Below are 23,858 nucleotides of genomic sequence, written 5' to 3' on the forward strand. Positions count from 1 at the left end.
TCGCGTGCTCTCTCAAAGATGGTCGGGGGCGTCGATGCCGAGCAGGGACAGGCCGTCGGCGAGCACCGTCCCGGCGGCGTCGGCGAGCGCGAGCCGGGCGCGGTGGACGGCCGAGGGTTTCTCCGCGCCGAGCGGCAGCACGGCGGGCAGCAGAGGCTGGGTGGCATCGGCGACGGTGACGAGATGCCGGGCGAGCCGGTCGGGAGCGCGGTGCCGCGCGGCGGCCGCGAGCACGCGGGGGTGGTCGGCGAGGGCGGTGAGCAGCGGCCGGTTTCCGCTCACTCCGACGGGGCCGGGCTCGGGGCGGAACCCGAGGTCGGCGGCGTTGCGCGCGAGGGCACGGGTGCGGGCGTGGGCGTACCGCACCCGGAAGAGAGGGTTGCTCTCCCTCTGCTCCAGGTGCTCGCCGCTGATCCGCGGCCGGTCGCGCGCCGCGGGCCGCAGCAGCGCCCAGCGCGCGGCGTCCCGGCCCAGCGGCAGCGGGTCGGCCGGGGCGGGAACGGGGCGGACGGTGACGGGGGGGCGGCTGTCCTGGGCGTCGGCGCTCTGCTCGTCCTCGAGAGGGGCGCCCTCGATGCCGCCCTCCCCGAGCACGGCGCCCCACTCGGAGGCGGGCGGAGCGTCGAAGCCGACCCGTACGAAATGCCCCTGTGCCCGCAGGGTCCGGGCCAGCGCATCGAGGTGCACGAAGGCACGCACGTCGGCCGCGCCACGCAGCAGCACGGGCTCCCGGCTCCCCTCGGGGAGATGCCCGTAAGGGATGTCACCCGCGCCGAGGACCTCCGTCACGAGAGCGACGGACACGTCGGCCTCACACAGGCTGATGTTGAGGAACCCGGGGCCGGTGATGACGACGTCGCCGATGCCGTCGGTGCGTAGAAGGCGGGTCCGGAGCACCTCGGCGACGTGCTGCGGCGTCCGGCCGGCCGGACGGGCCAGCCGAAGGGCGACGTTGGTGGCGTACTCCCCGCACCCCCCGGGCCCCGGCGGCGCGACGACGACCCGCTCGGGCACGGCCACGCTCAGCTCCCCGTCGTCGACAGCACGACGTACCGCGCGCAGCACGGTACGGGAGAGCTCGACGGGGGTCACGGGACAAGGGTAGGGGAGGAGGGGGGTGGGGAGGCGAGCCGGCTCGGCCGGGATCCCATGATGTGGACGCCCGAATGGACGGACCGGGCGCGCGACTACCCGGGGGCGTGCCCGGCGGCCCGCTCGGCACCCCCGAGGCCACCGCCGTTGCCCGTCCCGCCACCGCCCCCACTGGCTCCCCGCCTCCGCCGATCGACCAACTGCCAGACCAACCGCACGAGTTCAGCAGGATCGAAGGGCTTGGCGAGGAAGACGTCAACGCCGACATCGAGCCCGCTCTCGACCTCGCACTGGGTACAGGCGCTGATGATGGCGAGCGGCAGGTCACGGGTCCGGGGATCGGAACGCAGCCGGGCCGCGGTCCTGAGCCCGTCGAGCCGCGGCATGGCGACATCGAGGGTGACCAGGTCGGGCCGCACCTGATGAACGACTTCCAGACACTCGGCACCATCGGCCGCGGTCACGACCTCGAAGCCCTCAAGCTCGAGATTGACCCTGATCAACTGCCGGATGACCTTGTTGTCGTCCACAACAAGCACCCGGCGCGACGCCCCTGGCACAACTCGAGAATAGGTCGAGACCGGCCACCGCGTCCGCGCTTTCCCCACTTCCGCCTCCCGTGGGTGGCGCCTCGAACGCACAGGGCGACACCGGCCTCCCCCACCCCGCGGAAAACGGTTCATGACCACCCCGCCGGAACTGGTACTGTTCTACCCGTCGAAGCGATCACCGCAACCGACACGCCCCCGTAGCTCAGGGGATAGAGCAACGGCCTCCGGAGCCGTGTGCGCAGGTTCGAATCCTGCCGGGGGCACTGCAGGCCAGAGGGTTAAAACGCCATCTGACCAGCGCAGATGCCAAAACGAAGTAACCGCAGCTATATGCAGCCAGGGGCCAGCGAAAGCAGCCGTAGGACGCACGCTGCGGGACATACGCGGGATCGGACATTGAGTCACTTAATGGCCAATCCGCCACATAGCAAACGCCCCGAGGGTTCACCCCCGGGGCGTTCGGTGTGATCATCGTCACTCGTATTCGAGCAACAGATCCTCGATTCGTTTGTTGGCCACCACGTGCCGCCCATGGAGACACTTCGCATACCGAGCGAGTAGCACCTCCACGGTGTTTCCGGCCCGCTCTGCGACCTCCGTCGGATCGACTCCGGCATTCAGCCATGTCGACAGCGCCGAGTGACGCAGGTCGTACGGTCGGTCAGCTAGCGGGCTCACGACAAGTTCTGGTGGCAGGCCGAGCTCGCGGGCCTCGGCCCACACGCGCGAGTAGGTCGAGGAGCCGACCAGTCCGCCACGCTCGTTGAAGAAGAGTCTGCCGTCATCTGCCGTGCCGAACGTGGCGATGCTGTCGCGCCAGATGGCCACGAGGATCGGCGGCAGAGGCGTCGGACGCACCTCCTCGGGATCGCGGTTCTTCAGGCCGCGGTCGTCGTGCACCTCACCCGTCTTGGTCCACTTCTTCCCCGCGGTCGGCCTGGTCCGATGGAGATTCGCCAGCCCCCACCCCTCCTCGGGGAGGTAGCAGTCCTGGATCGCGACCCCGACGGTCTCCGCCGGACGCATCCCGGCGTAGTACATGCCGGCGAACATGCCCACCAGTCGCCTGCCCCTCAGGGCCCCGGCGAGTGCCTGGATCGTCCGGTTTGATCATGTGATGCCGTAGAGGGCGAGGACGCGGGGGCGTTCGGTGTGGGCTCGTCGTCCGGCGGCGGTGTTGATGTAACCCGCGAGCTTGAGTGTGCTGCGGATCAGGTCGCGGAGGGCTGCGAGTACGGCGGGCGTGTTGTGGGTCCTGACCTGGGACTTGTCCTCGTTGAAGGTGACATCTCGGCACCAGTGGACGGTGTTTTCCGCGGTCCAGTGCCCGCGAGCCCAGGACGCGATCTCGGCGGCGTTCGCTTCCTCGGCGGGCAGGTCGGTGATCGCGTAGACGGTCTCGCTGGACCACTTCTTCGCGCCGTAGAGGCGGCGTCTGCGCTGGATGCGCAGGACCTGGGCCGCGTGCGGGAAGAGCAGGCCGTCGACGGTGACGACCTGCACGAGCCGCTGCTCGTGTCGGCCGTGGCCCCGGGCGTCGTCACGGTGGATCACGGGGATCTTCTTCCAGGGCAGGGAGTGGAGCTGACGGGCTTGTGCGCGTTGGTTGTTCTTGATGGTCAGCAGGTAGTGAGCGCCGCGTTCGTGCAGGTAGGTGGCGTGGTCGCGTGGGGCATGGAGTGCATCGGCGGTGACGATCGTCCCCGCGAGGTCCGCGTCGTCGATTCCGTCGAGGAGGGGTGCGAACTCGGGGATTTCGTTGGTCTTCGCGCCGATCTCGCGGGAGGCGAGCGTGACGCCGTCGCCGTGGCGGACGGCGGACAGGACGAAGACCCGGCTGCCGTCCGGGCGGCGGGCGCCGCGCAGGCACTTGCCGTCCACCGCGATCGCCCGCCGCCGGATGCGTATCGGGTCGGCGTGGGCGGCTGCCCGGTGGGCCCGGCGCTGTTCACGCTCGGTGCCGCCGTCGGGCATCACCGGCTCCGGCCGACGGGGCTGTGCGGACAGCAGGGGCCAAAGGTAGTCGTAGGCCGCCGCACAGATCTCACCTGGATCCAGGCGTCCCAGGACGCTGCGCAGGGTCTTCTCGCTCGGCACCCGGTAGCGGCCGAGGAGCGGGTGGTAGGGCAGGCCGAAGGCGGCCAGTTCCTCCGGCGTCGCGCGTCGGCACCACTCCGCCGCCGCGGTGATCGAGTCGTGGCCGGCGGGTGTCATCGCGCAGACCACCAGGGCCAGCAGCGAGGAGAGCCGGTACCGCACCCCGCAAGCCCCTCTCGGATCGGTGACCGACTCGAACTCGGCCACCAGGCAGCGGACTTGATCCTTGGCGGCCCCCTCGCCGAGGGCTTCCAGGCGGGGCACCGCGCAAGCGGGGGCAGCGACAGGGGATGATGGAGGAACGAACACGGCACCTTCGTGGATCTTGAAGCGTAGAGAACTCCATGATCCACGGGTGCCGTGTTCACCTGCTTCCGGGACCCATCACCGAGATCAACATCCCAGAACGGGATGATCCAGGCACTCGCCGGGGCCCTGCGACTTCACCGCCGACGCGCCCGGAGAAAAACTCGTCGGCGACATCACCTACATTCCGACCGGTGAGGGGTGGCTCTATCTGGCGACCGTCATCGACTGCTGCACCAAGGAGATCATCGGCTACGCCATGGACGACCACTACCAGACACCGCTGATATCCCGGGCGATCCGGAACGCGGCCCGCAACAGGAAGCTCGCAAAGGGCGCGATCTTCCACTCCGATCGCGGCAGCAATTACATGTCGGCCGAGTACGGGAAGGTCCTCGGGAGACTCGGGTTGCGGCGCTCGGCCGGCCGGACCGGAATCTGTTTTGAGGTGAGTCGGCGGCGGGAATTTCACCCACCGCCGCTCTCAGAACCGTGCGTGAACCTCGCGACTCACACGGCTCCCATTGTTGAACCAGTGGGCAACGCGCCATGCTTCCAGTGAGCGAACATGCCCGGGAATGCTGAGGCAATCTCAGCCAGCCTTCTCCGGGCCTTCCTTGAAGCACGACGATACCGTTTGTACTTCCTCCGGGCCCATTTCACCAGGAACGGATTGATCTGCTGTTCCAGAAACCTGATCAACCTGGACTTGTAGAAGCGCCCATAGTAGTTGATCCATCCCGCCACGACGGGGTTGATCATCGCGGCGATCTCCTGAAAGCTCAGCTCGGTACAGCGCCCCAGTCGCCAGCTCCGGATAGTCCTCGCCATGGACTTCATGGCTGTTTCGCTCACTGCGGGAAGGAAGCCGGTCTTCAGCCTCCCATCCCGCAAGCGGGCAGCCCGAGGACGGAAGGTATACCCCAGAAACGTGAACTTCGTGACCGGGAACTCCCGTTCACGACCTTCCTGTTTGCAGTACACCACCCTGGTTTTCTCCGGATGGAGACGTAATCCGAACTGCAGCAGCCTGCCCTCGATGATGTCGCGGACGAAAATCGCCTGCTTCTCACTGGCACAGTGCACCACAGCATCGTCGCCGTACCGCTCGAATCTGATCGCCGGGTACTCCCGGACCAACCACGCGTCAAAGGCGTAGTGCATGAACAGATTCGACAACAATGGTGAAATAGCAGACCCTTGGGGAGTCCCCTTTTCCCGCCTGACGAGCGTTCCGTCGGGCTGTTGTACGGGGGCGACTAGCCACCGTTTCACATACAGCAGAACCCACGGAAGATTGGTATGCCTTTCCACTGCCGCGTTGATGGGGCCGTGCGGCACGTTGTCGAAGAAGCCCTGGATGTCAAGGCCGATCACCCAAGGATGCCTCCAGCACCGCTGCTTGCACGTCTCCACCGCATCCAGCGCGGACCGCCTCGGGCGGTAGCCATACGAGTCCTGATGGAAGATCTGCTCCACCTCAGGCTCCAATGTCATAGCCACTACCGTCTGGGCGATCCTGTCGGCCACGGTCGGAACCCCAAGGCTCCGAATCCCACCGCCGGCTTTGGGAATATCAACCGCTCTCACGGGTGGAGGGAAGTAGCTTCCCGAGGACAGCCGGTTCCACAGCTTGTACAGGTTGTTCTTCTCATCCTGCTCAAACTCCGCTAAAGACTGCCCATCCACCCCAGCCGCTCCCCTGTTGGCCTTGACCTTCAGGTATGCGTTCCAGACCAGCCGCCTCGGAATATCAAACGGCTTGTCCGCTGGCCTTGTCTCGACCATCCGATTCCTCCCATCGCTGGTTGATCGCCGATCGACACCCAACAACACGTCCCCTTCGCTCCACCCCTATTACGGAGGTTTCATCACTACTACGGGACGTTCCGCCCTCCCGACGCGCGACCGGTACTCCGGCCCTCATGACTCTTCGCCACTTGCGCCTCTCCCTCTCGCGAGCCACGTCAACCCATGGATCGCGGTTTCGCGTCGAGGAGTTCTCCAGTTCCGTTGTGAAGCCCAGACTGAGCTCGCGCCACCTTCATGCCGGACACCGCCAGACCAGTAAACAGGTTCCCGTCTGGCTTGTCCCAGGACAGCATTGAGGCCCTGGTTTTGATGTCGTCTAAGCTTTACGACACGTCATCGGCGGTTCACTTGCGTTCGCCTTCTCAGCCCACACCTGCCATATTTAGTACGGCTTTTCCATGACGCTCACCACCACGGCTCATTCACCGCAGCAGCTCATGGTGGTTTGACACCTGCACCTGCATGCCGATGCCGAAGGACCTACCTTCATCTCCACAACAGCATGGCAACTGTTCGTTCCCGTCTTCTACATCAGAACCTCACAATCACCTTCTGGACACACCAACGCCATGGCCGAATCGTTCTTCGGTGCCTTGAAGAACGAACGTGTGTCACGCGTGACGTATCACACTCGCGAGGAGGCCCGGCGGGACATTATTCGGTATATCGAGTTCTGGTACAATCGCAAGCGTCTTCACTCGGCGATCGGCTATCGCCCGCCACGAGAAGCACACGCCGATCATGAACGACTCCGCCTCGCCGCATGAAATAACCGGCTAAATTACCTGTCCGGAAAACGCGAGGCCCCTCACCGCACGCCGAGGTGAGCTCCTGGAGTCCTACAGGGATCTGGAATTTCCTCTCGGGTACGGTCATCTCCACGCCGACGCGTATCCAGGCAACACGTTGTGGGACGGCCAAGAGGTGAGGCTCGGTGACTGGGACGAGGCATCATTCGGTCCACGCGAGATCGACCTGGCGAACACATTCCAAGGCATCCGCTTCGGTCGTAGCACTGAGGAACTGGACGAATTCAGCCTTCGGTACGGCTATGACATCAGGGAGTGGCCTGGCCTTCGGGTCCTCTGCGGAATCCGTGACCTACACACACTCGGTTCCTTCATTCGGCGTGCGGACCGTGGCGACGAAGCGGCTGGCAAGCAGCTTGGCTACCGCATTGAAACGCTCAGGAACGAAGACGGTCAGGCCCAGTGGAGCGCAGCTTGATCGCCACTCCTACGGTTTCGGGCCGTTCTCCGGTTCGAGAGGCGCAGCGCTCCGCCGAAGGAGTTCGACCACATCGCCTGGGCGCGAGCGGTTCCCCTTCGAAAACTGGCCGGCCCTCACCTCCGCGCACATCGCGACCGAGCCCATGATGTAACGAGCTGGGCACACATGGTCACCTCTGCGGGGCGTGTAACCTGCTGGTTGCCCGGTGTCGTGGTTCACCGAGGGACGGCCGGGCTAGCAAATGATCATCTTTGGCTTGGAGGACGGGTAGCAGTGCAGCGGATCACGACCCGCAATGCCCGTTTCCAGCAGCTGCAGACGCTGCTCAACAACCGCACCAAGCGAGGGCGTGCCAAGGAGTTCCTGGTCCAGGGCGTACGTCCGATCACGATGGCCGTGGAGCACGGCTGGACCATTCGTTCCCTGCTCTACGACGCCAGCCGCCCGCTCTCCCGATGGGCTGAGGATCTACTTCGCGGCATCGGTGCCGAGCGCGTAGCGATGGCACCGCAGCTGCTCGCCGAGCTCAGCGAGAAGGCCGACGGGGCTGCGGAGGTCCTAGCGGTGGTCGAGATGGCGCCGGACAGTCTGTCGCGGATCAAGGTCCACGACGACTTTCTCGGTCTGGTCTTCGACCGGCCGACACAGCCCGGCAACATCGGAAGCATCGTGCGGTCGGCCGACGCGTTCGGTGCCGACGGGCTCATCGTGACCGGACACGCTGCGGATCCGTACGACCCCAAGTCGGTGCGTGCCTCCACGGGGTCGTTCTTCGCCGTGCCCGTGGTGCGCAGCCAGTCGCACCACGAGGTCATGGAGTGGCTGGAGAAGGAGCGCACTCAGGGGCGGCCGGTGGCCGTAGTCGGCACGGACGAGAACGGTGACGCCGAAGTCTCGGAATTCGACCTGACCCAGCCGGTCCTGCTGCTGATCGGCAATGAGACCGCGGGCCTCAGTGCGGCCTGGCGTGAGCTCTGCGACCACGTGATCAGCATTCCGATGACGGGCTCGGCCAGCTCCCTGAACGCGTCGAACGCCGCCTCCGTCGTTCTCTACGAGGCGCGCCGTCAGCGTCTCGCGAGGCAGCGCTCGGCGTGATCTGCCGAGGTCACGTCCAGACCTTGCCGCTGACCGCTCTCTTGTAGACCGCGAGGTACTGGCGCGCGATGGTGTGGTGGCCCCATCGGTCGACCGCCGTTTCGCGCACGGCCTGGGCCGTGGGCAGCGATGCCAGCACCCGCTTCGCGTCTCCGAGGGTGATCTTCTGCCCGACCGGTAGTACCGTGCCGACGCCGGGGACGATCTCAGGCAGGCAACCGTTGTCGCTGGCTATCACCGGGGTGCCGCTGGCTGTGGCCTCCGAGACCACGGTGGCGCCAGGCTCGATCCATCGTCCGCCGAATGGGCCGCCCCAGGGCTGAGACAGCACGAGTTGTGCCCGGGCGCGTGCGATGAGTCGGGTACGGGTGCCGCCGCCGACTTCGCCTACGTAGCGGACGGTGTGCGGGAAGTCGGCCAGCAAGGCGTCCAGGTAGTCCTTCTCCCAGGCTGGTCCGGCAACGGTCAGCGGCAGGCCGGCGGCGCGTGCGAATGCCGCCGCCTCGCGTACGCCCTTGTGTGCGGAGACCCGCCCCAAGAAGAGCAGGTAGTCGTCCTTCGCCTCCTGGAATGGATATCGCGAGGGATTGACCGGTAGCCGGATCACCGGGGCGGACACGGACCCCGCGGCGGTGCGTTGTGCGCAGGAGAGGTAGATGCCGTTGATCTGACGCTCCGGCACGCCGTTGAGGTGGTGCGTGCTCACGGTTGGCCTTAGCACGTCCGGTGGAAGCGCGGCAGCGTTTGAGTGGTCGTGGACGATGTCCGGGGCGAACGCCTCGATGGCGGCGTGGATCTCGGCTGTCTCAACCGCGGCGGACACCGTGACTCCCGCCTGGACGGGGCTTCCAGGGGCTCCGAGAAGCAGGATCTGGCACCCGGCCTCCAGCAGTCCGTCCATGAGCGTGGCTACGACCCACTGGATACCGCCGTAGCCCTGGGGCGGCACAGTGATCCACTGACTGGGGTCGGCCCCGTACCGATACGGCGGAATGACCATGGCCACCTTCATCGGTCACCCTTGGTCTCGACATTGGCGGCGCCGGTCGGGCTCTGGGCCATGGCCTCCCGGAGGACTCCGAGGAGGACGCTCGCGGTGTAGAGCACAGCGAGGGCAGCTCGCACTGGACGGGGGCCGTCCCCCGACCAGTTACGGTTCCATTCCTTCCCGATGCCTCGCCGCGCATCGTTGCGCCGTGCTTCACTGCGCCCCTGCCAGAAGGCGCGGCGCAGCAAGTAGGACAGGGTCAGCCGGTGAGCGGGGATGAGGTGTTGGACCTCGGCGTCATGCAAGACCGTCGCGGTGGCGCCGCGCGCGGTCATCTCCCGTACGAAGGTGGTGTCCTCGGCCGAGTTGAGGGAGCCGCCGATCCGGCCGAGGCGTTCGTCGAAGCCGACTCCGAGCAAGCGGGCCTGCTCGGAGTCGATGGCGAAGCTGCCGCCCCAGATCGACGCCGGCCGGGCAGGAACATGGGATCCGAGGTAGTGCAGCTGGCCAGAGGTGAGGAACCACGGACAGTGGTGCCCCTGAAGATGGGCGCTGATCCTCGTCCCGGTGACATGCGCACCGGCGGTCAGCGCGGCCCGTATCTGCGTCAGCGCCTCGACGGTGGGGACTATGTCGTCGTCGAGGAAGACGAGGTGCCGTGTCGTGGCCTCCTTCATGGCCTTGTTGCGGCTGTAGGCGAGTCCCTGGTTTCCCTCATTGCAGATGACGCGGATGCGTGAGAGAGGCAGCGAGGAGCTCGAGGGCAGTGCGGGAAGGTGGATGGCGGGCATATCCTCGATGATCAGCAGGCGGTCTCGGGGGCCGATCGCCGCGGCGGTACGAGCGACGGCTCCCGGCAGGAGATCAGGGCGGTTGCTGCAGATGGCGATGGTGAGGGGCAGGTGGGCGCCGGGACTCACAGGCGCACCTCCTGGCTCGGCCGTGGGCAGCTCTCATCGCGGCCGATTGCCCGGAGAACATCGGCCAGGTCTCCGAAGGCAGCGACGGCCCAGTGCCTCGCGCCTCCCTCGGTTGTGTGGTCACGATGGGCTTTCAGCTCGCGGTAGGCGGTCACGATCTCGGGACCGACTCCAGCAGGAGCGTTCCATCCGCTGTCGACGTTGACGATCGCTGCGGAGCAGCCGAGAGCTAGGGCCGGAGCAGCGTCGTGGTCGGTCCGGTCGCCGACGACCATGGTGTGTTCCGGCTTCCAGCTCAGCCGCTCCAAGGCCCACTTGAAGAGGCGGGGGTCGGGTTTGGCGTAGCCGACGAGGGAGTCGAGGGCGACGAGCTGGACCTGGTCCTCGACGCCGATGGCACGCAGGGCAGCGAGGCATTCCGGGGGCTGGTTGGCGACGATGCACACGTCGTACTCCCCAGCAAGTTGGCCGAGCGCGTCGACGGCTCCAGGAATGGGCTGGACGAGCGAGGTCCAGCGTTCGCGGACGCTCTGCCAGCTTTTCGTGCCGTTGGGTGGGAAGAGGCTGGGAGGCGGTGATCCGGGCGTGCGGTCCTGGTAGAAGTCCCGCATCGCCTGGAGGAAGGCTTTCATGGTGAGGGTTGGATCGTCCGCGCGCGCGAGTTCCCAGACGCCCTGGAGCCAGGCGAGGTCGAAGGGCTCGTCGTAGTAGATGATGCCGCCGACGTCGATGGCCAGGGTGCGGCCCCTCATGACGTGACCGCCCGTCCGGCGGCCCAGGTGAACCACTCGGGCTTGTCCTCGGTGTCGTTCTCGATGCTGAGGGAGGTCACGGGTTCTACGGGTCCGTGCTCACGGGCCCAGGCCGCGGTGCGTCGCAGACCTTCGGCGAGCGGGGTGTCGGTCCAGTCGCCGAGCGTCCTACGAGCGAGGCTGTTGTCGGTGTACGCGGCGTGGACCTCGGCGCGGGCTGCCAAGTGCTTGATCGGGTGGTCGGGTACGCCCATAGCGGTGCGCACGGCGTGGGCCATGTCCAGCACGGTGGTGGTGTGCGAGGAACCGACGTTGAAGACCTGTCCCCAGGCGGCCGGCTGGTCGGACGCGGCGAGGAAGGTGCCGACGATATCCGGGGCATAGGTGAAGGCCCGGATCTGGCTGCCGTCTCCGTACACGCTGATCGGCTCGCCGCGCATGATCTGGTTGAGAAAGATGGCGACGGCGTTGCGGTAGGGATCGCCCATGTTCTGCCGCTCGCCGTAGACGTTGTGCATGCGCAGAGCGAAGTACGGCAGGTCCTGCAGCTTCATGGTGACGGCGAGTTCGCGCTCCACGGCGAGCTTCGCGTTGCCGTAGCTGTCGGCGGGGACGGGGCGCTCGTCCTCGCGCATGGGGACGTGTCCGTGACCGTACACGGCGACCGACGAGGCGAAGCCGAAGAACCTGACCTTGGCGGCCAGCGAGGCGTTGATCAGGTTGATGCTGCCGAGCAGGTTGACCGAGTAGTTGTGGTGCTTGACCGCGTGGCTGATGCCCTCGGCGGCGAAGGCGGCCAAGTGGTAGACGCCGTCGAAGCGGTAGGAGGCGAAGAGTTCAGCGACCGTTGCCTGGTCGGCGACCGAGCCGACGAGGAGGGTCGCACCGTCGGGCACGTTCTCGGTCTTGCCGCCGTCGAGGTTGTCCAGGACGACGACGTCGTGGCCGCGCTCGATCAGGGACGCGGCAAGGTGGGACCCGATGAACCCGGCGCCGCCGGTCACCAAATGCGTGGGCATGTCGTGTCTCCCATGGCGTGAGTGGGGTCCCGCTGCTGCCCCGGAACGGGCCGCAGCGGGTCGTGCGAGATGCCGTGCGGGCAGGCGCCCGCCCTGTGCGACTGGCGGTTCAGGCTCCGAGGAGCTTGTTGATCTGAGCGAAATCGCTCTGGACGCGGTCCGTGATCAGCGGAAGCCGCTGCCACAGGGTGGTGCGCAGTACGGCCGCGTCGGTGTCGTGGACGAGCCGGTCGAAGACGGTGGCGTCCTGGGCGAAAGCGCGGACGTCCGCGTGGATGCCGACAACGTCGACCGTGCCGCCGTAGGTTTCGGCGAGCACCCCGTTGAACTTGTGCGAGTGGCCGATCGCGATCGCCGGGGCGCCGCCGGACAGTGCGCCGATCGCGGCATGCAGGCGCTCGGAGATCACGAGCTCGGCCTGTGACAGCACTCCCTTGTAGTCGGATGCCGTCAGCGCGCCCGGCAGCGCCATGACCTCGGGCATGTCGGCCGCTTCGGCGATACGGGCGGCGAGGATCCGGTCGTCGTTGTGCGGACGGGAGTCGTGGCAGTGCGGGACGAGGACGACCGGCATCTTCCGGGTGCGGACGAGGGAGGTGGCGAGTCGCGTCAGTGCTGCCGCGTGCTGGGACTCCTCCAGGGTGCTGAAGCGGGTGATGCCCTGGCTGGGGGCGAGGCAGAGGTAGGGGTCTTCGGGAGCGAGCCCCAGAGGCCCGAGCACGGCCGCTGTTCGCTCGCCGGTAGCGGCCGGCAGCAGGAAGGCGGGGTCGGAGGACAGCCGCACACGGTGTTCGGGAAGGCCGAGCTTGCCCACGAGGTAGTCGAGGGAGACGCTCTCCCGGACGGTGAGGAGACCGCACCGGGCGGCGACGGTGAGCCACGCCTCGGCATCGGCCGGGTCGTCGAAGGGGCCGACGGACTGGCCGATCATGACTGTCGGGATGTCCCGCTGTTGCGCGGCGGTGAGGGCACGGAGGTACGGCGTGGAGACCCCGTAGTCCGAGGTGTGCAGGTCGCCCCCGGTGGCGATGACCAGATCGGTTTCGGCGAGGAGCTGTTCGCGGCGTTCGGCCAGTTCGGCGGGGCTCTCCTGGGGGCGCATCTGCTGCCAGGAGCGGGAGACGACGAACGGGTCGGCCACGCAACGGGCGCCGGTGGGGGCGAGGGATTCCGCGTCGAGCACCGGGGTCTGGGTGAGGACGGTGACGTTGTCGCCTCCCCCGGGGCCTTCGGTGTTCAGCTGTTCGATGATGGAGCGGGCCAGGGCCTCGACGCCGCGGCTCTCACAGCTGGTGATGCCGGTGATCAGGACGTTGGACACAGCAGACCTCTCAGGGATCATCGGGTGAACCGGATGAGTTCGGCCAGAACCGTGCGGTAGTTGAAGCGTTCGTGTACTCGGCGCTGGATGGTCGCCAGCCGCTCGCGGTACCGGATCGGCTCGCGGATCATTCGGGCGAGGCTCTCGGCGGGATCGTCGTCGAGCAGGAACAGCTCCGTGTCGTCGCCGTAGAGTGCGGACAGGTAGCCCAGGTCCGGCCAGAGTGCGGGGATGCTGCCCGAGGCGAGGGTTTCGAACATGCGGGGGGTCAGGAGTTCCATCCGCGCGAGCAGCGGACGGGCCAGTACCGGCGTGATCGCCGCCTGGGACATGGTGGAGATCACGTGTCCGAACGGAACGGGTGGTGCCACCTCGACACGGTGATCCTGCATCCAGCCGGACACGTTGGCGGTGGCGGTCGGGTGGTCGGGGTGCGGGGCGCCGGTCCACCAGCGTCCGCACACGCGGATGCGTCGGATCGGCGGCTGGGCGGCGGCTGCGGCCCGGATGAGGCTGGTCATCTCGTTCCAGCGCCACCAGTTCGCGCCGACGTACTGCAGCTCGTACGGGAGTGCTTGCGGGTGCGGGAGGTCGCTGGCGAGCCGGTGGATGTCCGGCATTCCGAAGTAGCTGAAGAACTCGGCTCCGTCGGGAAGACGTTCGTTCATGCGCGGTTGCAGGATCAGATCGCTGAGGTCGGCATACAGCTTGTGCCAGGACTCGGTGGTGTCCGCACCCGCGTTGTCGTCCACGCCGGCGGTGACGTACGGACCCCAGTGGCCGTCGGGATCGACGACGATCCGCCGCTGCCGCGGCACGGCCTCGCAGAGTTCACGCTGCTGGGCCGAGAGGAACTGCCTGCTCTCGAAGACGAGGACGAGGTGGGTCGCCCAGGTGAGGTCGTCCACGAGCGGCAGGCGGCCGTTCACCGTGCCGTCCAGGCGCGACAGTTGGCTGGAGACGCCGACTTCGCATCCCGCCGTTGCAGCGACCTGGGAGTACTCGGCGATCATGTGGCTGGAGCCCGCGTTCCAGTGGAAGACGCCAGCAAACAGAATCCGGGGTGTGGTCATCGTGCGCTCCTCGCCTGCGGACGACTGTGACTGTCCGTCCGTCGGCCGAGCTGGCGGTGGGCGCGGCGGCGGGCCCGCATCAATGGTGCGCGGCGCATGAGCCAGCGCACGGCCTCGGCGGTCTCCCACGTCCCGCGCCACCAGGTGGTGACTCCGCCCACGCCATGCCCGCGCAGATCGTCCTTCAGCCACCGGGTCGCCAGCCGCAGCATGGGCAGTGGGTGCCATTCGATGTCGGTGAGGAGGTAGTAGTAGCGGTTGCGGCGCATCTGGACGCGCCGGTAACTGCTACCCGTGGTTCCACCGCCGCCGTAGTGCTGTATCCCGAGGTTGAGCAGAAGGGCGACGCGCCAGCCGGCCCAGCGGGCGCGACGACACAGGTCGGTCTCCTCGTAGTACGTATGAAAGACCTCGTCGAAGAGTCCGACGGTGCGTAGCAGGGCGGCGCGAACGAAGAAGGCCGCCCCCTGGACGTACGCGTGTTCCAGGGTGTTCGGAGCTCGCCCTTCGGGCGGGCCGGCGGGTGATGGGTGGTTCGGCCAGTCACCGGCGAAGGCGTGCTGCTCGCCCCAGCGCAGAGCGGTCTTTGACCAGTCGTTGTACGCGTCGAGGGCGATGCTGCTCGATTCGTCGTACTCGTACTGCATGGGGCCGACCACGCCGTAGTCGGTCCAGGTCTCCATGAACTCGGTCAGGTCGCGCAGCAGGGACTTCGGAGTGTGGGTGTCCGGGTTGACGAGGAAGACGTAGTCGGCGCCGTCGTCGAGCGCCGCACGCATGCCGATGTTGTTGGCGCGGGCGAAGCCGACGTTCCCTTCGTTCTGGATGATCCGCACCTGCGGGAAGCGGTCCTTCACGAAGGCGGTGCTGCCGTCGTGGGAGTTGTTGTCGACATACCAGACCGCCAGGTCGATCCCGGGGATGTCGCTCTCCAGGAGTGAGGCTAAGCAGGGCTCCAGCCAGCGGCGCTCGTTGGTGCCAACCGTAATCGTCGCTACCCGCACGAGCGGCGCCTGTCCGGCGGAGTCGGGGCCGGTCACGGCAGCTCCAGGTCTGCGGGGGCGAACTCGACAACGATGCTGCGCCGGATGCGCGGGGAGGTGTTGCGGCGCGAGGCATGGGCGATGCGTACGTCGTGGACGGCTACGTCACCCGCAGCGAGGGAGACCGCGCGGACAGGGCCCTGCGCCTGGAGCGCTTCGGCGTCCTCGCCGTCGGGCTGGAGGTGCGAGCCGGGGACGAATTCCAGGCATCCGTTGCCCGGGTCGGAGTCGTCGAGGAAGACGCTCAGGTTGCACACGGTGTGGGGCGGCACATCGGTCCGGTCGCGGTGCCAGGGCACGGGGGCGGCCACCTCGGGCAGCTTGACGATCATGGCGCAGGCGGTGGCGCGGACGGGGCCGCCAAGGATGGCGGCGGCCAGAAGGTGCAGGGGACTTCCGTCGGTGTAGAAGCGTGCCGATGCCGGTGCGCCCTGGTCCTGCAGGTTGTGGATCCGGTAGAGGACGGGTGTATCGGTGCCGGCGGGTGTGAAGTACCAGTAGTCGGGCGACCGGAAGCCGTGCTGGGTGAAGCGCCGGATCAGGTTGGCAGCCTCGATGCGGAGTGCCTCAAGCGCCACCCCAGTAACCTGCTGGGGAAGAGCGGTGTAGCCATCCCTATGAAAGTCTCGGAGCGGCTCCTCGCCGAGTGGCGACGCTAAGGCGCCGGTCGGGCGCGGTGGATGCTGGGTCATCGTTCCCTCGCTGCGGTGGGGGTGAGCTGCGTGGTGAACCAGTCGATGGTGGTGCTGAGGCCCTTGCGAAGGTCGGTCTCCGGCGTCCAGCCGCACTTCTCCCAGACCAAGGCGAGGTCGGGCCTGCGACGGCCCGGGTCGTCGACCGGGCGGTCGACGAACTTGATCGGAGACGAGGATCCGCACAGTTCGCGGACCAGATGTGCGAGCTCCAGGACCGTGGTCTCGGCGGCGTTGCCCAGGTTCAGGGGGCCGGCGTGATGACCTGCGGCGACGGCGAGGATGCCACGGACGGTGTCGTCCACGTAGCACAGCGAACGTGTCTGCGAGCCGTCGCCGGTGACGGTCAGCGGTTCGCCCGCCAACGCCTGGCGGATGAAGGTCGGTACCGCCCGCCCGTCCTCGGCACGCATCCGCGGCCCGAACGTGTTGAAGATCCGTACGATCGCGGCGTCGACACCATGCTCGTTGCGGTAGGCGATGGTCGTCGCCTCGGCGAACCGCTTCGCCTCGTCGTACACGCTGCGCGGCCCGACCGGATTGACATTGCCCCAGTACGACTCGCGCTGCGGATGTTCAAGCGGGTCGCCGTACACCTCAGAGGTGGAGGCGAGTATGAAGCGGGCCTTCTTGCGCCGGGCCAGTTCCAGCATGTTGAGCGTTCCCAACGAGCCGACCTGGAGGGTCTCGATCGGCAGGCGCATGTAGTCCTGTGGGGAGGCCGGCGAAGCGAGATGCAGTACTAGGTCAACAGCGCCCTGTATCGAGAGCGGATGGGTGACATCGTGAACCAGCAGCTCGAAACGGCCATCCGTCTGCCGATGCACGATGTTGTCCGCTGAGCCCGTAAGAAGGTTGTCAACGCACACCACGTCGACACCGCTGTCGAGTAGCAGATCGCACAGGTGGGAGCCGACGAATCCGCAACCTCCGGTGACGACGGCTCGGCGGAAAGGCGCTCGCCCCGCTAAATCCTGCCTCCTTGTGGAGGTATCCATAAGACCTCTTTCTCGCAATTCGGATGAAACTTGGCATAGCTGTGCCCGCTCATGGTGCGATCAGGGTGTGGCGGGCCCAGCCAGGTTCGGCACCGGCTGGTCTTCGCGAACGAATCGGGGGCCGTGCTGATCAGCCCTTAGACGACTCTGTCCCCTCGGGGAACGGTGTCCGGCCGCTCGTGGGTGAGCTCTGCGACCAGAATCCGTCCCGGCCGGTCTCCATCTGTTCGTCGTCCGACATCCTCGGCCTGCTGCCGACCGGGCCCTCTACCTGGTCGACACCATCTGCGTCAGCCGACCAGACGCCGAACTTCACGGCACGGATGCCCCATAGCCGCAGAGGCGTTGACGATCAGTTCGGTTGTGACCATGACTGTGTCGGCGATGACGCCCGGGCTCAGCCCGTTTGTGAAACGGGCGCACACAAGGTGGCAGACCGCCAGGTCGGCAGCAAAGCGCAGATGCGGGAGTGCTGTGCAACGAGGGCGTCTGTGTGGACTGCCCGGTGGTGGTCATCAAGGTCATCGTTTGGCTCTCGCCAAACGTGGTCCCCTGGCCCAGCACGGTGTCACCTCCGTCGGAGGCCGCCGTGGGATGCGGAGCCATGCTCGGTCGGCCCGCACTCCACGATGGGCGGCGAGTTGCGCCCTCGTTCGTGGGCGCTTATGAGAGTGCCGTCCGCGCCCGCCGTACTAGCACGGGTTCCGGACGCATTCCGTAAGACTGGTGACTGCGGCGGCGAACCGCACATTTCACGAGTGATATCACTGGAGTGATGCAGTGATCCGGCCATTTGAGATGCAACGGCTATCGCCTGCACGGACCGGCGCTCTGGGCAAAGTGTGCGCGCCTGAGCGCCAGCCCGCTTTCTGATGGTCTCCCGATTCGATGCCTCTCAAGGCCGCTGGATCACCTAAGCGATACAACCGACGCGATGCGCGAAGCTCGCCACATAGGACGCGGTCTCAGAGGGGGTGGACCGGCGCTCAGGCCCGTTCCGCCTCTTCCGGCACGAGCCGACTCGTGAAGCCCTCGCTACGCAACCGTTCGAAAGCCGCCGCTACCTCGTCAGGAATCTCTTGCTCGATCATGAACCCTTGCCTTGGGTACACCATGAGACGCTGCTGGGCCCCCACCAACATGTCGATGACGAGACGCGCGTCCTGGATCGAGTCGACGTACTCGGAGAGCGTCATAGGCGTGGAGGCGCTCACCCACTCGACATCCGGCCAGAGCTTTCGCGCCGTTGCGTAGGCCCGTCGCTCCTCGTACGGCTTGCTGACCAATAGGACCGACGAGACGGGAACACGCTGTTCTTCGAGCAGGGCGCGGGAGAAGCGGATGTTCTCGCCTGTGTTCCTGGCCTTCGGCTCGACGATGATGGCGCTCGCAGGAACCCCCAGCTCCACCGCGCGGTCCCGGTAGTGTTCGGCTTCACCGCGGGGCATCCGCTCACGCGTGGTACGGCTCGTCGCTCCGGTGAAGACAATGAGCGGCGCCATGCCACGGTGGTACAAGTCTGCGGTGGTGTCGGCCACCCCCAGGTCGTGGCTCCCGAGTCCGATCGCCACGGAGCAAGGGCGCAGCTCGTGGCGCATCTGCTGGAAGTCCCACAGCCGCCGAGCATCCGCCCATGCCTGCGTTGAGATCACTTACCCTCGCCCTCCAATGTTCGCCAACGGCTGCGCCCCGCCGCTGAAAACGTACAGCCCCGTCTCCGGGCATCACACGGAGATCAGCCGCACCCTCGATGGGCACCAGCCTACGTTCCGGATCACAGACGTCTTCAGGCGATGGCTCTCCTGTCCTACGCGCTCACACTGTGTGACACTCGATCGAGCAGGGTGAGGGGAGCGCGCCAATGCGGGGCATGACCGACCATCTTCCGTTCGGCAAGCGAGTCCGGTTCTACCGGAAACGCCGGGGCCTGAGCCAACGGCAGCTCGGCGATCTTCTGGGACGCTCTGAGGACTGGGTGTACCGGGTGGAGTCCGAACGCATCCCGGTGAACAACGTGAAGATGCTCGCAGACCTGGCGCACGCTCTGCGAGTGCACGTTGAGGATCTTCAGGGCACGCCAACACTCTTGGACGACCGCGGGCCGCACGCGGCCAGCATTCCGGCGATTCGAATCGCACTCATGCAGTCACGACGACTGGCGGGCTCGCTGTACGACGACCGTGAAACCGTGCGCCTTGAACGTCTCTCCTTCGCTGTCGAGGAAGCCTGGCGGCTTGAGGGGCCTCGCGTTTTCCGGACAGTGAGCTGACCGTCTATTTCACGCGGCTATGTGCAACTCCGTGTATTCGGCGTGGACTTCTCGCGGCGGGCGGTAACCAACAGCCGAGTGGAGGCGCTTGTGATTGTACCAGAGTTCGATGTATCGAGTGATGTCCTGTCGGGCGGCCTCTCGGGTCAGGTAAGTCACGCGGGAAACCCGCTCGTTCTTCAAGGCCCCGAAGAACGATTCTGCCATGGCGTTGTCGAAGCAGACCCCGGTACGCCCGGAAGATCTGCGGAGCCTGAACCGCTTCAGCGTCGCCGCGAACTCTGCTGACATGTAGTTCGACCCGCGATCGGAGTGAAATATCGCGCCGTCGGCGAGTTTCCTGTTCCGTGCCGCGTTGCGAATTGCCTGGGATATGAGGGGAGTTTGATAGTGGTCGTCCATCGCGTAGCCGATGACTTCCTTCGTGCAGCAGTCGATGACGGTCGCGAGATACAGCCACCCTTCTCCGGTCTTGATGTAAGTGATGTCGCCGACGAGTTTCTCGCCGGGGGCGTCGGCGGTGAAGTTGCGGCCGACGAGATCCGGCACGGCGCCCGCGGCGGCCTTGGTGAGCGACCACCGCTTCGGCTTCGGCTGGCAGGGCACCAGGCCCAGTTCACGCATCAGCATACGGATCAGCTCCAGGCCGGCGGTGTGGCCCCAGCGGGCGAGCTGGGCGTGGATGCGCCGGTAGCCGTAGGTGCTGTCGGACATGTCGAATGCCTTCTTGATGAGCAGTTTCAGTTCCTCGCGCCGCTGGACCGTCGCAGAATTGGGACGGTTCCGCCATTCGTAATAGCCAGACTTGGACACGCCGAGCCGTTCACACATGAACTCGACGGAATACGCGCACTCCGCTGTGCCGAGCCGCATCGTTTCGATGAACTCGTACTTGCTCGCTACCGGGGATCCTTCGCGAAGTACGCTGCGGCTTTTTCAAGAAGGAGACTTCCGCCTCCAGTTCACGGATGCGCCGGTCCTGTTCCTTCAAGCGCGCCCGCTCATCGAGCGTCAACGGTGCACCGGCAGCTGGCTCGTTCCGTTTCTGGTGTTTCTTCACCCAGCCCCGGAGTGTCTCCGAGTTCAATTCGAGCTCGCGGGCCGTCTCCGAGATGGTCTTGCTGGACCGGAGTGCCATCTGGACGGCTTCCTCACGAAACTCCGGGGTGTACTTGCTGGGTGGCGCCACTTCGAACTTCCTCATTTCCTTGACAGAACAACCCTATTGGGTCCCTGTCCGGAAACTCCGGGGCACCTCAGGGTGCGTCCACAGGTGATCCAACGAAACCGTCAGCAGCCCGGCAGGTGGCGGACGACCACCATGGACCACCGGCGGCCTGCCCCCTATCGCTGAGGTGATATCACCGCCGCAAGGTCATTGAGAGCGGGTCGGTCATTCACACGGCGGCAACAACCGAACAATCCGCGCGTTGGCGAACGCACTCCGCCCCTCCTCCTCTTGCGGTCCATGCCCACAATTCCGCGACGTCGGGTCCCGCCTCCCCACGCGGGCGACGGGATCTTGATCGCGAAGTGTCAGCCGGCGAGCTTCGCTAGGGCCGCGTCGATCCTGGACAGTGTGCAGTCCTTGCCGAGGACCTCCAGGGACTCGAAGAGAGGCAGGCCGACCGTGCGGCCCGTGACGGCGACGCGCACCGGGGCCTGGGCCTTGCCCAGCTTCAGGCCGTGCTCCTCGCCGGAGGCCAGGACCGCTTCCTTGAGGGACTCGGGGCTGGTCCAATCGGCCGTCTCCAGCTTGGCGCGGGCCGTGGCCAGGAGGACTGCCGGCTCGCCTTTCATCGCTTTGGTCCAGGACGCCTCGTCCTCCACCGGCTCCTTCAGGAAGAGGAAGTCGACGTTCGCTGTGATGTCCGACAGGACGGCCAGGCGGGTCTGGGCATGCGGGGCGATCGCCTCCCAGGCGGCCTGGTCGAAGTCCTCGGGCGCCCAGTTGGCATACGGGGTTCGCAGCCACGGCTCGCATGCCGCGATGAACTTCTCCAACGGCAGGGCGCGGATGTACTCGCCGTTGAACGCGGTCAGCTTCTTGATGTCGAAGAAGGCTGGGGAGGTGTTCACGTCCTCGACGCGGAACTTCTGCTCCAGCTCCTCGTACGGGAGGAGCTCGACGTCGTCGCCGGGGCCCCAGCCGAGCAGCATGAGGTAGTTGGTCATCGCCTCGGGCAGGTAGCCCTCGGCGAGGTAGTCCTCAAGAGCGACCTTGTCGCGACGCTTGGACAGCTTCTGCCGCTTCTCGTTCACGATCACCGGCAGGTGCGCCCACATCGGGGGCTTCGCGCCGAGGGCCTCCCACAGCAGCTGCTGCTTGGGCGTGTTCGACAGGTGCTCGTCACCGCGGATGACTAGGGTGATGCCCTCGTCCAGGTCGTCGACGACGTTGGCGATCAGGAAGACTGGAGAGCCGTCGCCGCGGGCGATGACGAAGTCCTCGATCGCCGAGTTCGGGAAGGACGGCTCACCTCGGATCAGGTCCACGACGACCGTCTCGCCCTCCGTGGGCGTACGGAACCGCAGAGCCCGGCCCTCCACGTGTTCCAGGCCCCGGTCCCGGCAGAAACCGTCGTAGCCGAGGTGCTGCGAGCCGGTCCGCTCCTGCACCTGCTCACGGGTGCAGTCGCAGTAGTACGCGCGGCCCTGCGCGTAGAGCTGCTGGGCGGCCTCGCGGTGACGGTCGGCGTTGTGCGACTGGAAGTAGGAGCCCTCGAACGTGGGATCGTCCTTGGAGATCCCGATGGACGCGAGCGCGCTGATGATGCCGTCGATCCACTCGGGCTTGTTGCGTGCCGTGTCGGTGTCCTCGATGCGCAGGACGAACTTGCCTCCCGACTGTCGTGCGACGGCCCAGTTGTAGAGAGCCGACCGAGCTCCGCCAACATGGAACATTCCAGTGGGAGACGGGGCGAAACGCACGCGTGTGGAGGCATCAGGCATACAGGCAGCCTACCGATTTCCAACGGGCGCTCGGGTCACCGTGGACGATCCCAGTATTCAGCTCTACCGAAAATCCTGCGATGCCTTCTGGCCGAGGGCAAGGTGCTGCTGTGCGGTGGAGTGCGCAACGAGTTCGGTGGAGGCTTCTTCGCGATCCGGCGGATCGGGGACTTCCATTGCGTTGCACCGCCACGCAATTAATCCCCAGGGCATCGAGCGTTGGCAGGGATGGCGGACCTGCAAAGCTCTGGCACCTCCTGGACTTGTGGGTGTAGCCGGACAAAGTGTCCGGCCTGTTCCAGGCCCGAGAGCGGATGTTGAACGTGGCACCGCAGCCCGACTCGCTGCCTGATCTCGCGGTCTGCTCGGCCGCTACCGTTAATGACGGACCAAAGTTGGGGAGGCAGCGCGCATGCGTGGTCTTGGTGATCACCTCAGCATAGGAGAGCGGATCGCGTTCTACCGCGAGCGCCGGGGCTACACGCAGCCCGTCCTCGCCGGCCTCGTCGGACACAGCACCGACTGGCTGTCGAAGATCGAGCGAGGAGTGCGAAAGCCGCCGAGAATCGACAAGCTCGCTGAACTCGCTCGCGTGCTGCGTGTCCCGCTCGGCGACTTGATGGGGCAGCCCGTCCTCTTGGAGGACGAGGAAAAGCGCATGGACGACGTGCCAGCGGTCCGCGATGCGCTGATGAGCCCTCGACGGCTCTCCAAGCTGCTGTTCGGTCCCACGGCGGAGCGGCAGTTGCCGAGGCCGGAGCAGGCGCAGGTCTTCGTCGAGCGCAGCTGGGGCGACTACCAGGCTGGCGCTCTTGGCGATGTCATCGCCGCCCTGCCCGGTCTGCTGAGGACTGCCCAGGAGTTGGAAGACCTTCCGCCTGGCGATCAGCGGCGACGTGGCCTCGCCGTCTCGGCCCGTACGCATCACCTGGCGGCAACCACCCTCGCCAAGGTCGGCGAGTCCGACTTGTCGTGGCTCGCGGCCGAGCGCGCCATGCGGGCCGCGGACGAATCCGAGGACCCGCTGTCGCTCGTCTCCGCCGCCCGCTCCGGTACGCACGCACTGCTGGCCAACGGGCGATACGAGGACGCCCTCGAACTGGGCGATACCGCCGCGGCCTGGCTCGCCAGTCGGGTTCGCGACGACGACCCGGCCGCCTTGAGCCTGCTTGGCATGATTCATCTGCGGGCTGCTGTGGCCGCTGCACGGCATCAGGATCGACACACCGCCAACTCCCTGTTGGAGAAGGCGAAGCGGCTCGCCGACCGGCTCGGTTCCGACGGGAACTACTGGCAGACGTGTTTCGGTCCGACGAACGTCGAGCTGCACCGCCTGTCGATCGAGCTTGACCTGGAGAACATCCCGTACGTCGTCGAACATGGCGGCATCGACGTTTCCCACATGCCGGCGGAACGCGCCGTGTCTCATCGCATCGACTACGCCCGCGGCCTCTGCCTCAGAGGTCGCGTCGACGAGTCCTTCAGCGAACTGCGGGAGGCCGAACGCACCTCGCCCCAGCTCGTGCGGAACAATCCACGGGTACGCGAGACCCTTCGCGACCTGAGGAAGCAGTCCCCGGTCACGGGCGGCGGCCACTCGTCCGAGCTGCTGGCCATGGCCCAACGATGCAGGGCGGTGCAGTGA

Annotated in this window: 22 protein-coding genes, 1 tRNA gene and 2 pseudogenes; 7 read left to right on the forward strand and 18 right to left on the reverse strand. The window is 66.5% G+C overall.

Going from position 1 to position 23,858, the window contains the following annotated elements; genetic code table 11:
• Positions 1-12: 12 nt before the first annotated feature.
• Positions 13-1,092 (reverse strand): ArgS-related anticodon-binding protein NrtL, encoded by a 1,080-nt coding sequence (gene nrtL, locus HUV60_RS09720; protein WP_257847797.1) that lies wholly within the window; start codon positions 1,090-1,092, stop codon positions 13-15.
• A gap of 95 nt (positions 1,093-1,187) precedes the next feature.
• A complete protein-coding gene (locus tag HUV60_RS09725; RefSeq protein ID WP_443047250.1) occupies positions 1,188-1,775 on the reverse strand; it encodes a response regulator in 588 nt (195 codons plus the stop codon).
• Between the two features lie 59 nt (positions 1,776-1,834).
• Here HUV60_RS09725 and HUV60_RS09730 point away from each other — a divergent pair.
• Positions 1,835-1,906 (forward strand) — tRNA-Arg (locus HUV60_RS09730).
• 211 nt (positions 1,907-2,117) lie between these two features.
• Here HUV60_RS09730 and HUV60_RS09735 read toward each other — a convergent pair.
• Both HUV60_RS09735 and HUV60_RS09740 read right to left on the reverse strand, forming a co-directional pair.
• Positions 2,118-2,717, reverse strand: a pseudogene (locus tag HUV60_RS09735) (tyrosine-type recombinase/integrase); the annotation flags it as partial.
• Between the two features lie 36 nt (positions 2,718-2,753).
• Positions 2,754-4,049, reverse strand: coding sequence for an ISAs1 family transposase (locus HUV60_RS09740; RefSeq protein ID WP_257847795.1), 1,296 nt, complete (start codon positions 4,047-4,049; stop codon positions 2,754-2,756).
• A gap of 154 nt (positions 4,050-4,203) precedes the next feature.
• Between HUV60_RS09740 and HUV60_RS09745 the strand changes: the two are divergent.
• Positions 4,204-4,608, forward strand: a pseudogene (locus HUV60_RS09745) (DDE-type integrase/transposase/recombinase); the annotation flags it as partial.
• On the opposite strand, the gene ltrA reads toward HUV60_RS09745, so the two are convergent.
• Positions 4,557-5,834 (reverse strand): group II intron reverse transcriptase/maturase, encoded by a 1,278-nt coding sequence (gene ltrA / locus HUV60_RS09750; RefSeq protein ID WP_269441160.1) that lies wholly within the window; start codon positions 5,832-5,834, stop codon positions 4,557-4,559. The pseudogene HUV60_RS09745 and the gene ltrA sit on opposite strands and share 52 nt — an antisense overlap.
• A gap of 554 nt (positions 5,835-6,388) precedes the next feature.
• Between ltrA and HUV60_RS09755 the strand changes: the two genes are divergently transcribed.
• The 3 genes from HUV60_RS09755 to HUV60_RS09765 all read left to right on the forward strand — a co-directional run bounded on the left by HUV60_RS09755 (position 6,389) and on the right by HUV60_RS09765 (position 8,186).
• Positions 6,389-6,625, forward strand: a complete 237-nt coding sequence (locus HUV60_RS09755; RefSeq protein WP_443047507.1) for an integrase core domain-containing protein — start codon at positions 6,389-6,391, stop codon at positions 6,623-6,625.
• Positions 6,626-6,707: 82 nt separating this feature from the next.
• Positions 6,708-7,085, forward strand: coding sequence for a phosphotransferase family protein (locus tag HUV60_RS09760; RefSeq protein ID WP_257850107.1), 378 nt, complete (start codon positions 6,708-6,710; stop codon positions 7,083-7,085).
• A gap of 276 nt (positions 7,086-7,361) precedes the next feature.
• Positions 7,362-8,186: an RNA methyltransferase gene (locus tag HUV60_RS09765; protein ID WP_257847793.1), complete on the forward strand. Its 825-nt coding sequence runs from the start codon at positions 7,362-7,364 to the stop codon at positions 8,184-8,186.
• Between the two features lie 10 nt (positions 8,187-8,196).
• Here HUV60_RS09765 and HUV60_RS09770 read toward each other — a convergent pair whose 3' ends face one another.
• The 10 genes from HUV60_RS09770 to HUV60_RS09815 all read right to left on the reverse strand — a co-directional run bounded on the left by HUV60_RS09770 (position 8,197) and on the right by HUV60_RS09815 (position 18,644).
• Positions 8,197-9,186: a glycosyltransferase gene (locus HUV60_RS09770; RefSeq protein WP_257847792.1), complete on the reverse strand. Its 990-nt coding sequence runs from the start codon at positions 9,184-9,186 to the stop codon at positions 8,197-8,199.
• An 8-nt stretch (positions 9,187-9,194) separates the two neighbouring features.
• A complete protein-coding gene (locus HUV60_RS09775; RefSeq protein WP_257847791.1) occupies positions 9,195-10,094 on the reverse strand; it encodes a glycosyltransferase family 2 protein in 900 nt (299 codons plus the stop codon).
• Entirely contained in the window at positions 10,091-10,846 is a 756-nt protein-coding gene (locus HUV60_RS09780) for an HAD family hydrolase (RefSeq protein WP_257847790.1), read from the reverse strand. Before HUV60_RS09780 ends, HUV60_RS09775 begins: the two co-directional genes overlap by 4 nt.
• The gene (locus tag HUV60_RS09785) at positions 10,843-11,865 is read right to left on the reverse strand and encodes an NAD-dependent epimerase/dehydratase family protein (RefSeq protein ID WP_257847789.1); all 1,023 of its coding nucleotides are present in this window, start codon (positions 11,863-11,865) and stop codon (positions 10,843-10,845) included. Before HUV60_RS09785 ends, HUV60_RS09780 begins: the two co-directional genes overlap by 4 nt.
• Before the next feature lie 109 nt (positions 11,866-11,974).
• Positions 11,975-13,207, reverse strand: coding sequence for a polysaccharide pyruvyl transferase family protein (locus HUV60_RS09790; protein WP_257847788.1), 1,233 nt, complete (start codon positions 13,205-13,207; stop codon positions 11,975-11,977).
• Positions 13,204-14,259, reverse strand: coding sequence for a glycosyltransferase family protein (locus tag HUV60_RS09795; RefSeq protein ID WP_257847787.1), 1,056 nt, complete (start codon positions 14,257-14,259; stop codon positions 13,204-13,206). Before HUV60_RS09795 ends, HUV60_RS09790 begins: the two co-directional genes overlap by 4 nt.
• A complete protein-coding gene (locus HUV60_RS09800; protein WP_257847786.1) occupies positions 14,256-15,299 on the reverse strand; it encodes a glycosyltransferase family 2 protein in 1,044 nt (347 codons plus the stop codon). The genes HUV60_RS09795 and HUV60_RS09800 overlap by 4 nt, the downstream gene beginning before the upstream one ends.
• Complete coding sequence (locus HUV60_RS09805; RefSeq protein ID WP_257847785.1) at positions 15,296-15,994, reverse strand: phytanoyl-CoA dioxygenase family protein; 699 nt, start codon at positions 15,992-15,994, stop codon at positions 15,296-15,298. The genes HUV60_RS09800 and HUV60_RS09805 overlap by 4 nt, the downstream gene beginning before the upstream one ends.
• Positions 15,991-16,992, reverse strand: a complete 1,002-nt coding sequence (locus HUV60_RS09810) for a UDP-glucuronic acid decarboxylase family protein (RefSeq protein ID WP_257847784.1) — start codon at positions 16,990-16,992, stop codon at positions 15,991-15,993. The genes HUV60_RS09805 and HUV60_RS09810 overlap by 4 nt, the downstream gene beginning before the upstream one ends.
• A gap of 986 nt (positions 16,993-17,978) precedes the next feature.
• Positions 17,979-18,644: a YdcF family protein gene (locus HUV60_RS09815; RefSeq protein WP_168104046.1), complete on the reverse strand. Its 666-nt coding sequence runs from the start codon at positions 18,642-18,644 to the stop codon at positions 17,979-17,981.
• 218 nt (positions 18,645-18,862) lie between these two features.
• Here HUV60_RS09815 and HUV60_RS09820 point away from each other — a divergent pair, with 218 nt between their 5' ends.
• Positions 18,863-19,261 (forward strand): helix-turn-helix domain-containing protein, encoded by a 399-nt coding sequence (locus HUV60_RS09820; protein ID WP_257847783.1) that lies wholly within the window; start codon positions 18,863-18,865, stop codon positions 19,259-19,261.
• A 9-nt stretch (positions 19,262-19,270) separates the two neighbouring features.
• Here HUV60_RS09820 and HUV60_RS09825 read toward each other — a convergent pair whose 3' ends face one another.
• The 3 genes from HUV60_RS09825 to gltX all read right to left on the reverse strand — a co-directional run bounded on the left by HUV60_RS09825 (position 19,271) and on the right by gltX (position 22,165).
• A complete protein-coding gene (locus HUV60_RS09825) occupies positions 19,271-20,134 on the reverse strand; it encodes an IS3 family transposase (protein WP_443047251.1) in 864 nt (287 codons plus the stop codon).
• Complete coding sequence (locus HUV60_RS33875) at positions 20,085-20,465, reverse strand: transposase (protein ID WP_257853085.1); 381 nt, start codon at positions 20,463-20,465, stop codon at positions 20,085-20,087. The genes HUV60_RS09825 and HUV60_RS33875 overlap by 50 nt, the downstream gene beginning before the upstream one ends.
• Before the next feature lie 332 nt (positions 20,466-20,797).
• On the reverse strand, positions 20,798-22,165 hold the full coding sequence (gltX, locus tag HUV60_RS09830) for a glutamate--tRNA ligase (RefSeq protein ID WP_257847781.1): 1,368 nt from the start codon (positions 22,163-22,165) through the stop codon (positions 20,798-20,800).
• A 460-nt stretch (positions 22,166-22,625) separates the two neighbouring features.
• Here gltX and HUV60_RS09835 point away from each other — a divergent pair, with 460 nt between their 5' ends.
• Positions 22,626-23,858, forward strand: coding sequence for a helix-turn-helix domain-containing protein (locus tag HUV60_RS09835; protein WP_257847780.1), 1,233 nt, complete (start codon positions 22,626-22,628; stop codon positions 23,856-23,858).

Source organism: Streptomyces sp. KMM 9044 (assembly GCF_024701375.2).
Lineage (GTDB): Bacteria > Actinomycetota > Actinomycetes > Streptomycetales > Streptomycetaceae > Streptomyces.

Coding starts and splice junctions, on each gene's coding strand:
- HUV60_RS09825 (WP_443047251.1), bottom strand. CDS start 20,134: ATGCGGCTCGGCACAGCGGAGTGCGCGTATTCCGTCGAGTTCATGTGT.
- ltrA (WP_269441160.1), bottom strand. CDS start 5,834: ATGGTCGAGACAAGGCCAGCGGACAAGCCGTTTGATATTCCGAGGCGG.
- HUV60_RS09770 (WP_257847792.1), bottom strand. CDS start 9,186: ATGGTCATTCCGCCGTATCGGTACGGGGCCGACCCCAGTCAGTGGATC.
- HUV60_RS33875 (WP_257853085.1), bottom strand. CDS start 20,465: ATGAGGAAGTTCGAAGTGGCGCCACCCAGCAAGTACACCCCGGAGTTT.
- HUV60_RS09820 (WP_257847783.1), top strand. CDS start 18,863: ATGACCGACCATCTTCCGTTCGGCAAGCGAGTCCGGTTCTACCGGAAA.
- HUV60_RS09810 (WP_257847784.1), bottom strand. CDS start 16,992: ATGGATACCTCCACAAGGAGGCAGGATTTAGCGGGGCGAGCGCCTTTC.
- HUV60_RS09785 (WP_257847789.1), bottom strand. CDS start 11,865: ATGCCCACGCATTTGGTGACCGGCGGCGCCGGGTTCATCGGGTCCCAC.
- HUV60_RS09780 (WP_257847790.1), bottom strand. CDS start 10,846: ATGAGGGGCCGCACCCTGGCCATCGACGTCGGCGGCATCATCTACTAC.
- HUV60_RS09835 (WP_257847780.1), top strand. CDS start 22,626: ATGCGTGGTCTTGGTGATCACCTCAGCATAGGAGAGCGGATCGCGTTC.
- HUV60_RS09805 (WP_257847785.1), bottom strand. CDS start 15,994: ATGACCCAGCATCCACCGCGCCCGACCGGCGCCTTAGCGTCGCCACTC.
- HUV60_RS09725 (WP_443047250.1), bottom strand. CDS start 1,775: ATGAACCGTTTTCCGCGGGGTGGGGGAGGCCGGTGTCGCCCTGTGCGT.
- HUV60_RS09790 (WP_257847788.1), bottom strand. CDS start 13,207: ATGATCCCTGAGAGGTCTGCTGTGTCCAACGTCCTGATCACCGGCATC.
- HUV60_RS09795 (WP_257847787.1), bottom strand. CDS start 14,259: ATGACCACACCCCGGATTCTGTTTGCTGGCGTCTTCCACTGGAACGCG.
- gltX (WP_257847781.1), bottom strand. CDS start 22,165: ATGTTCCATGTTGGCGGAGCTCGGTCGGCTCTCTACAACTGGGCCGTC.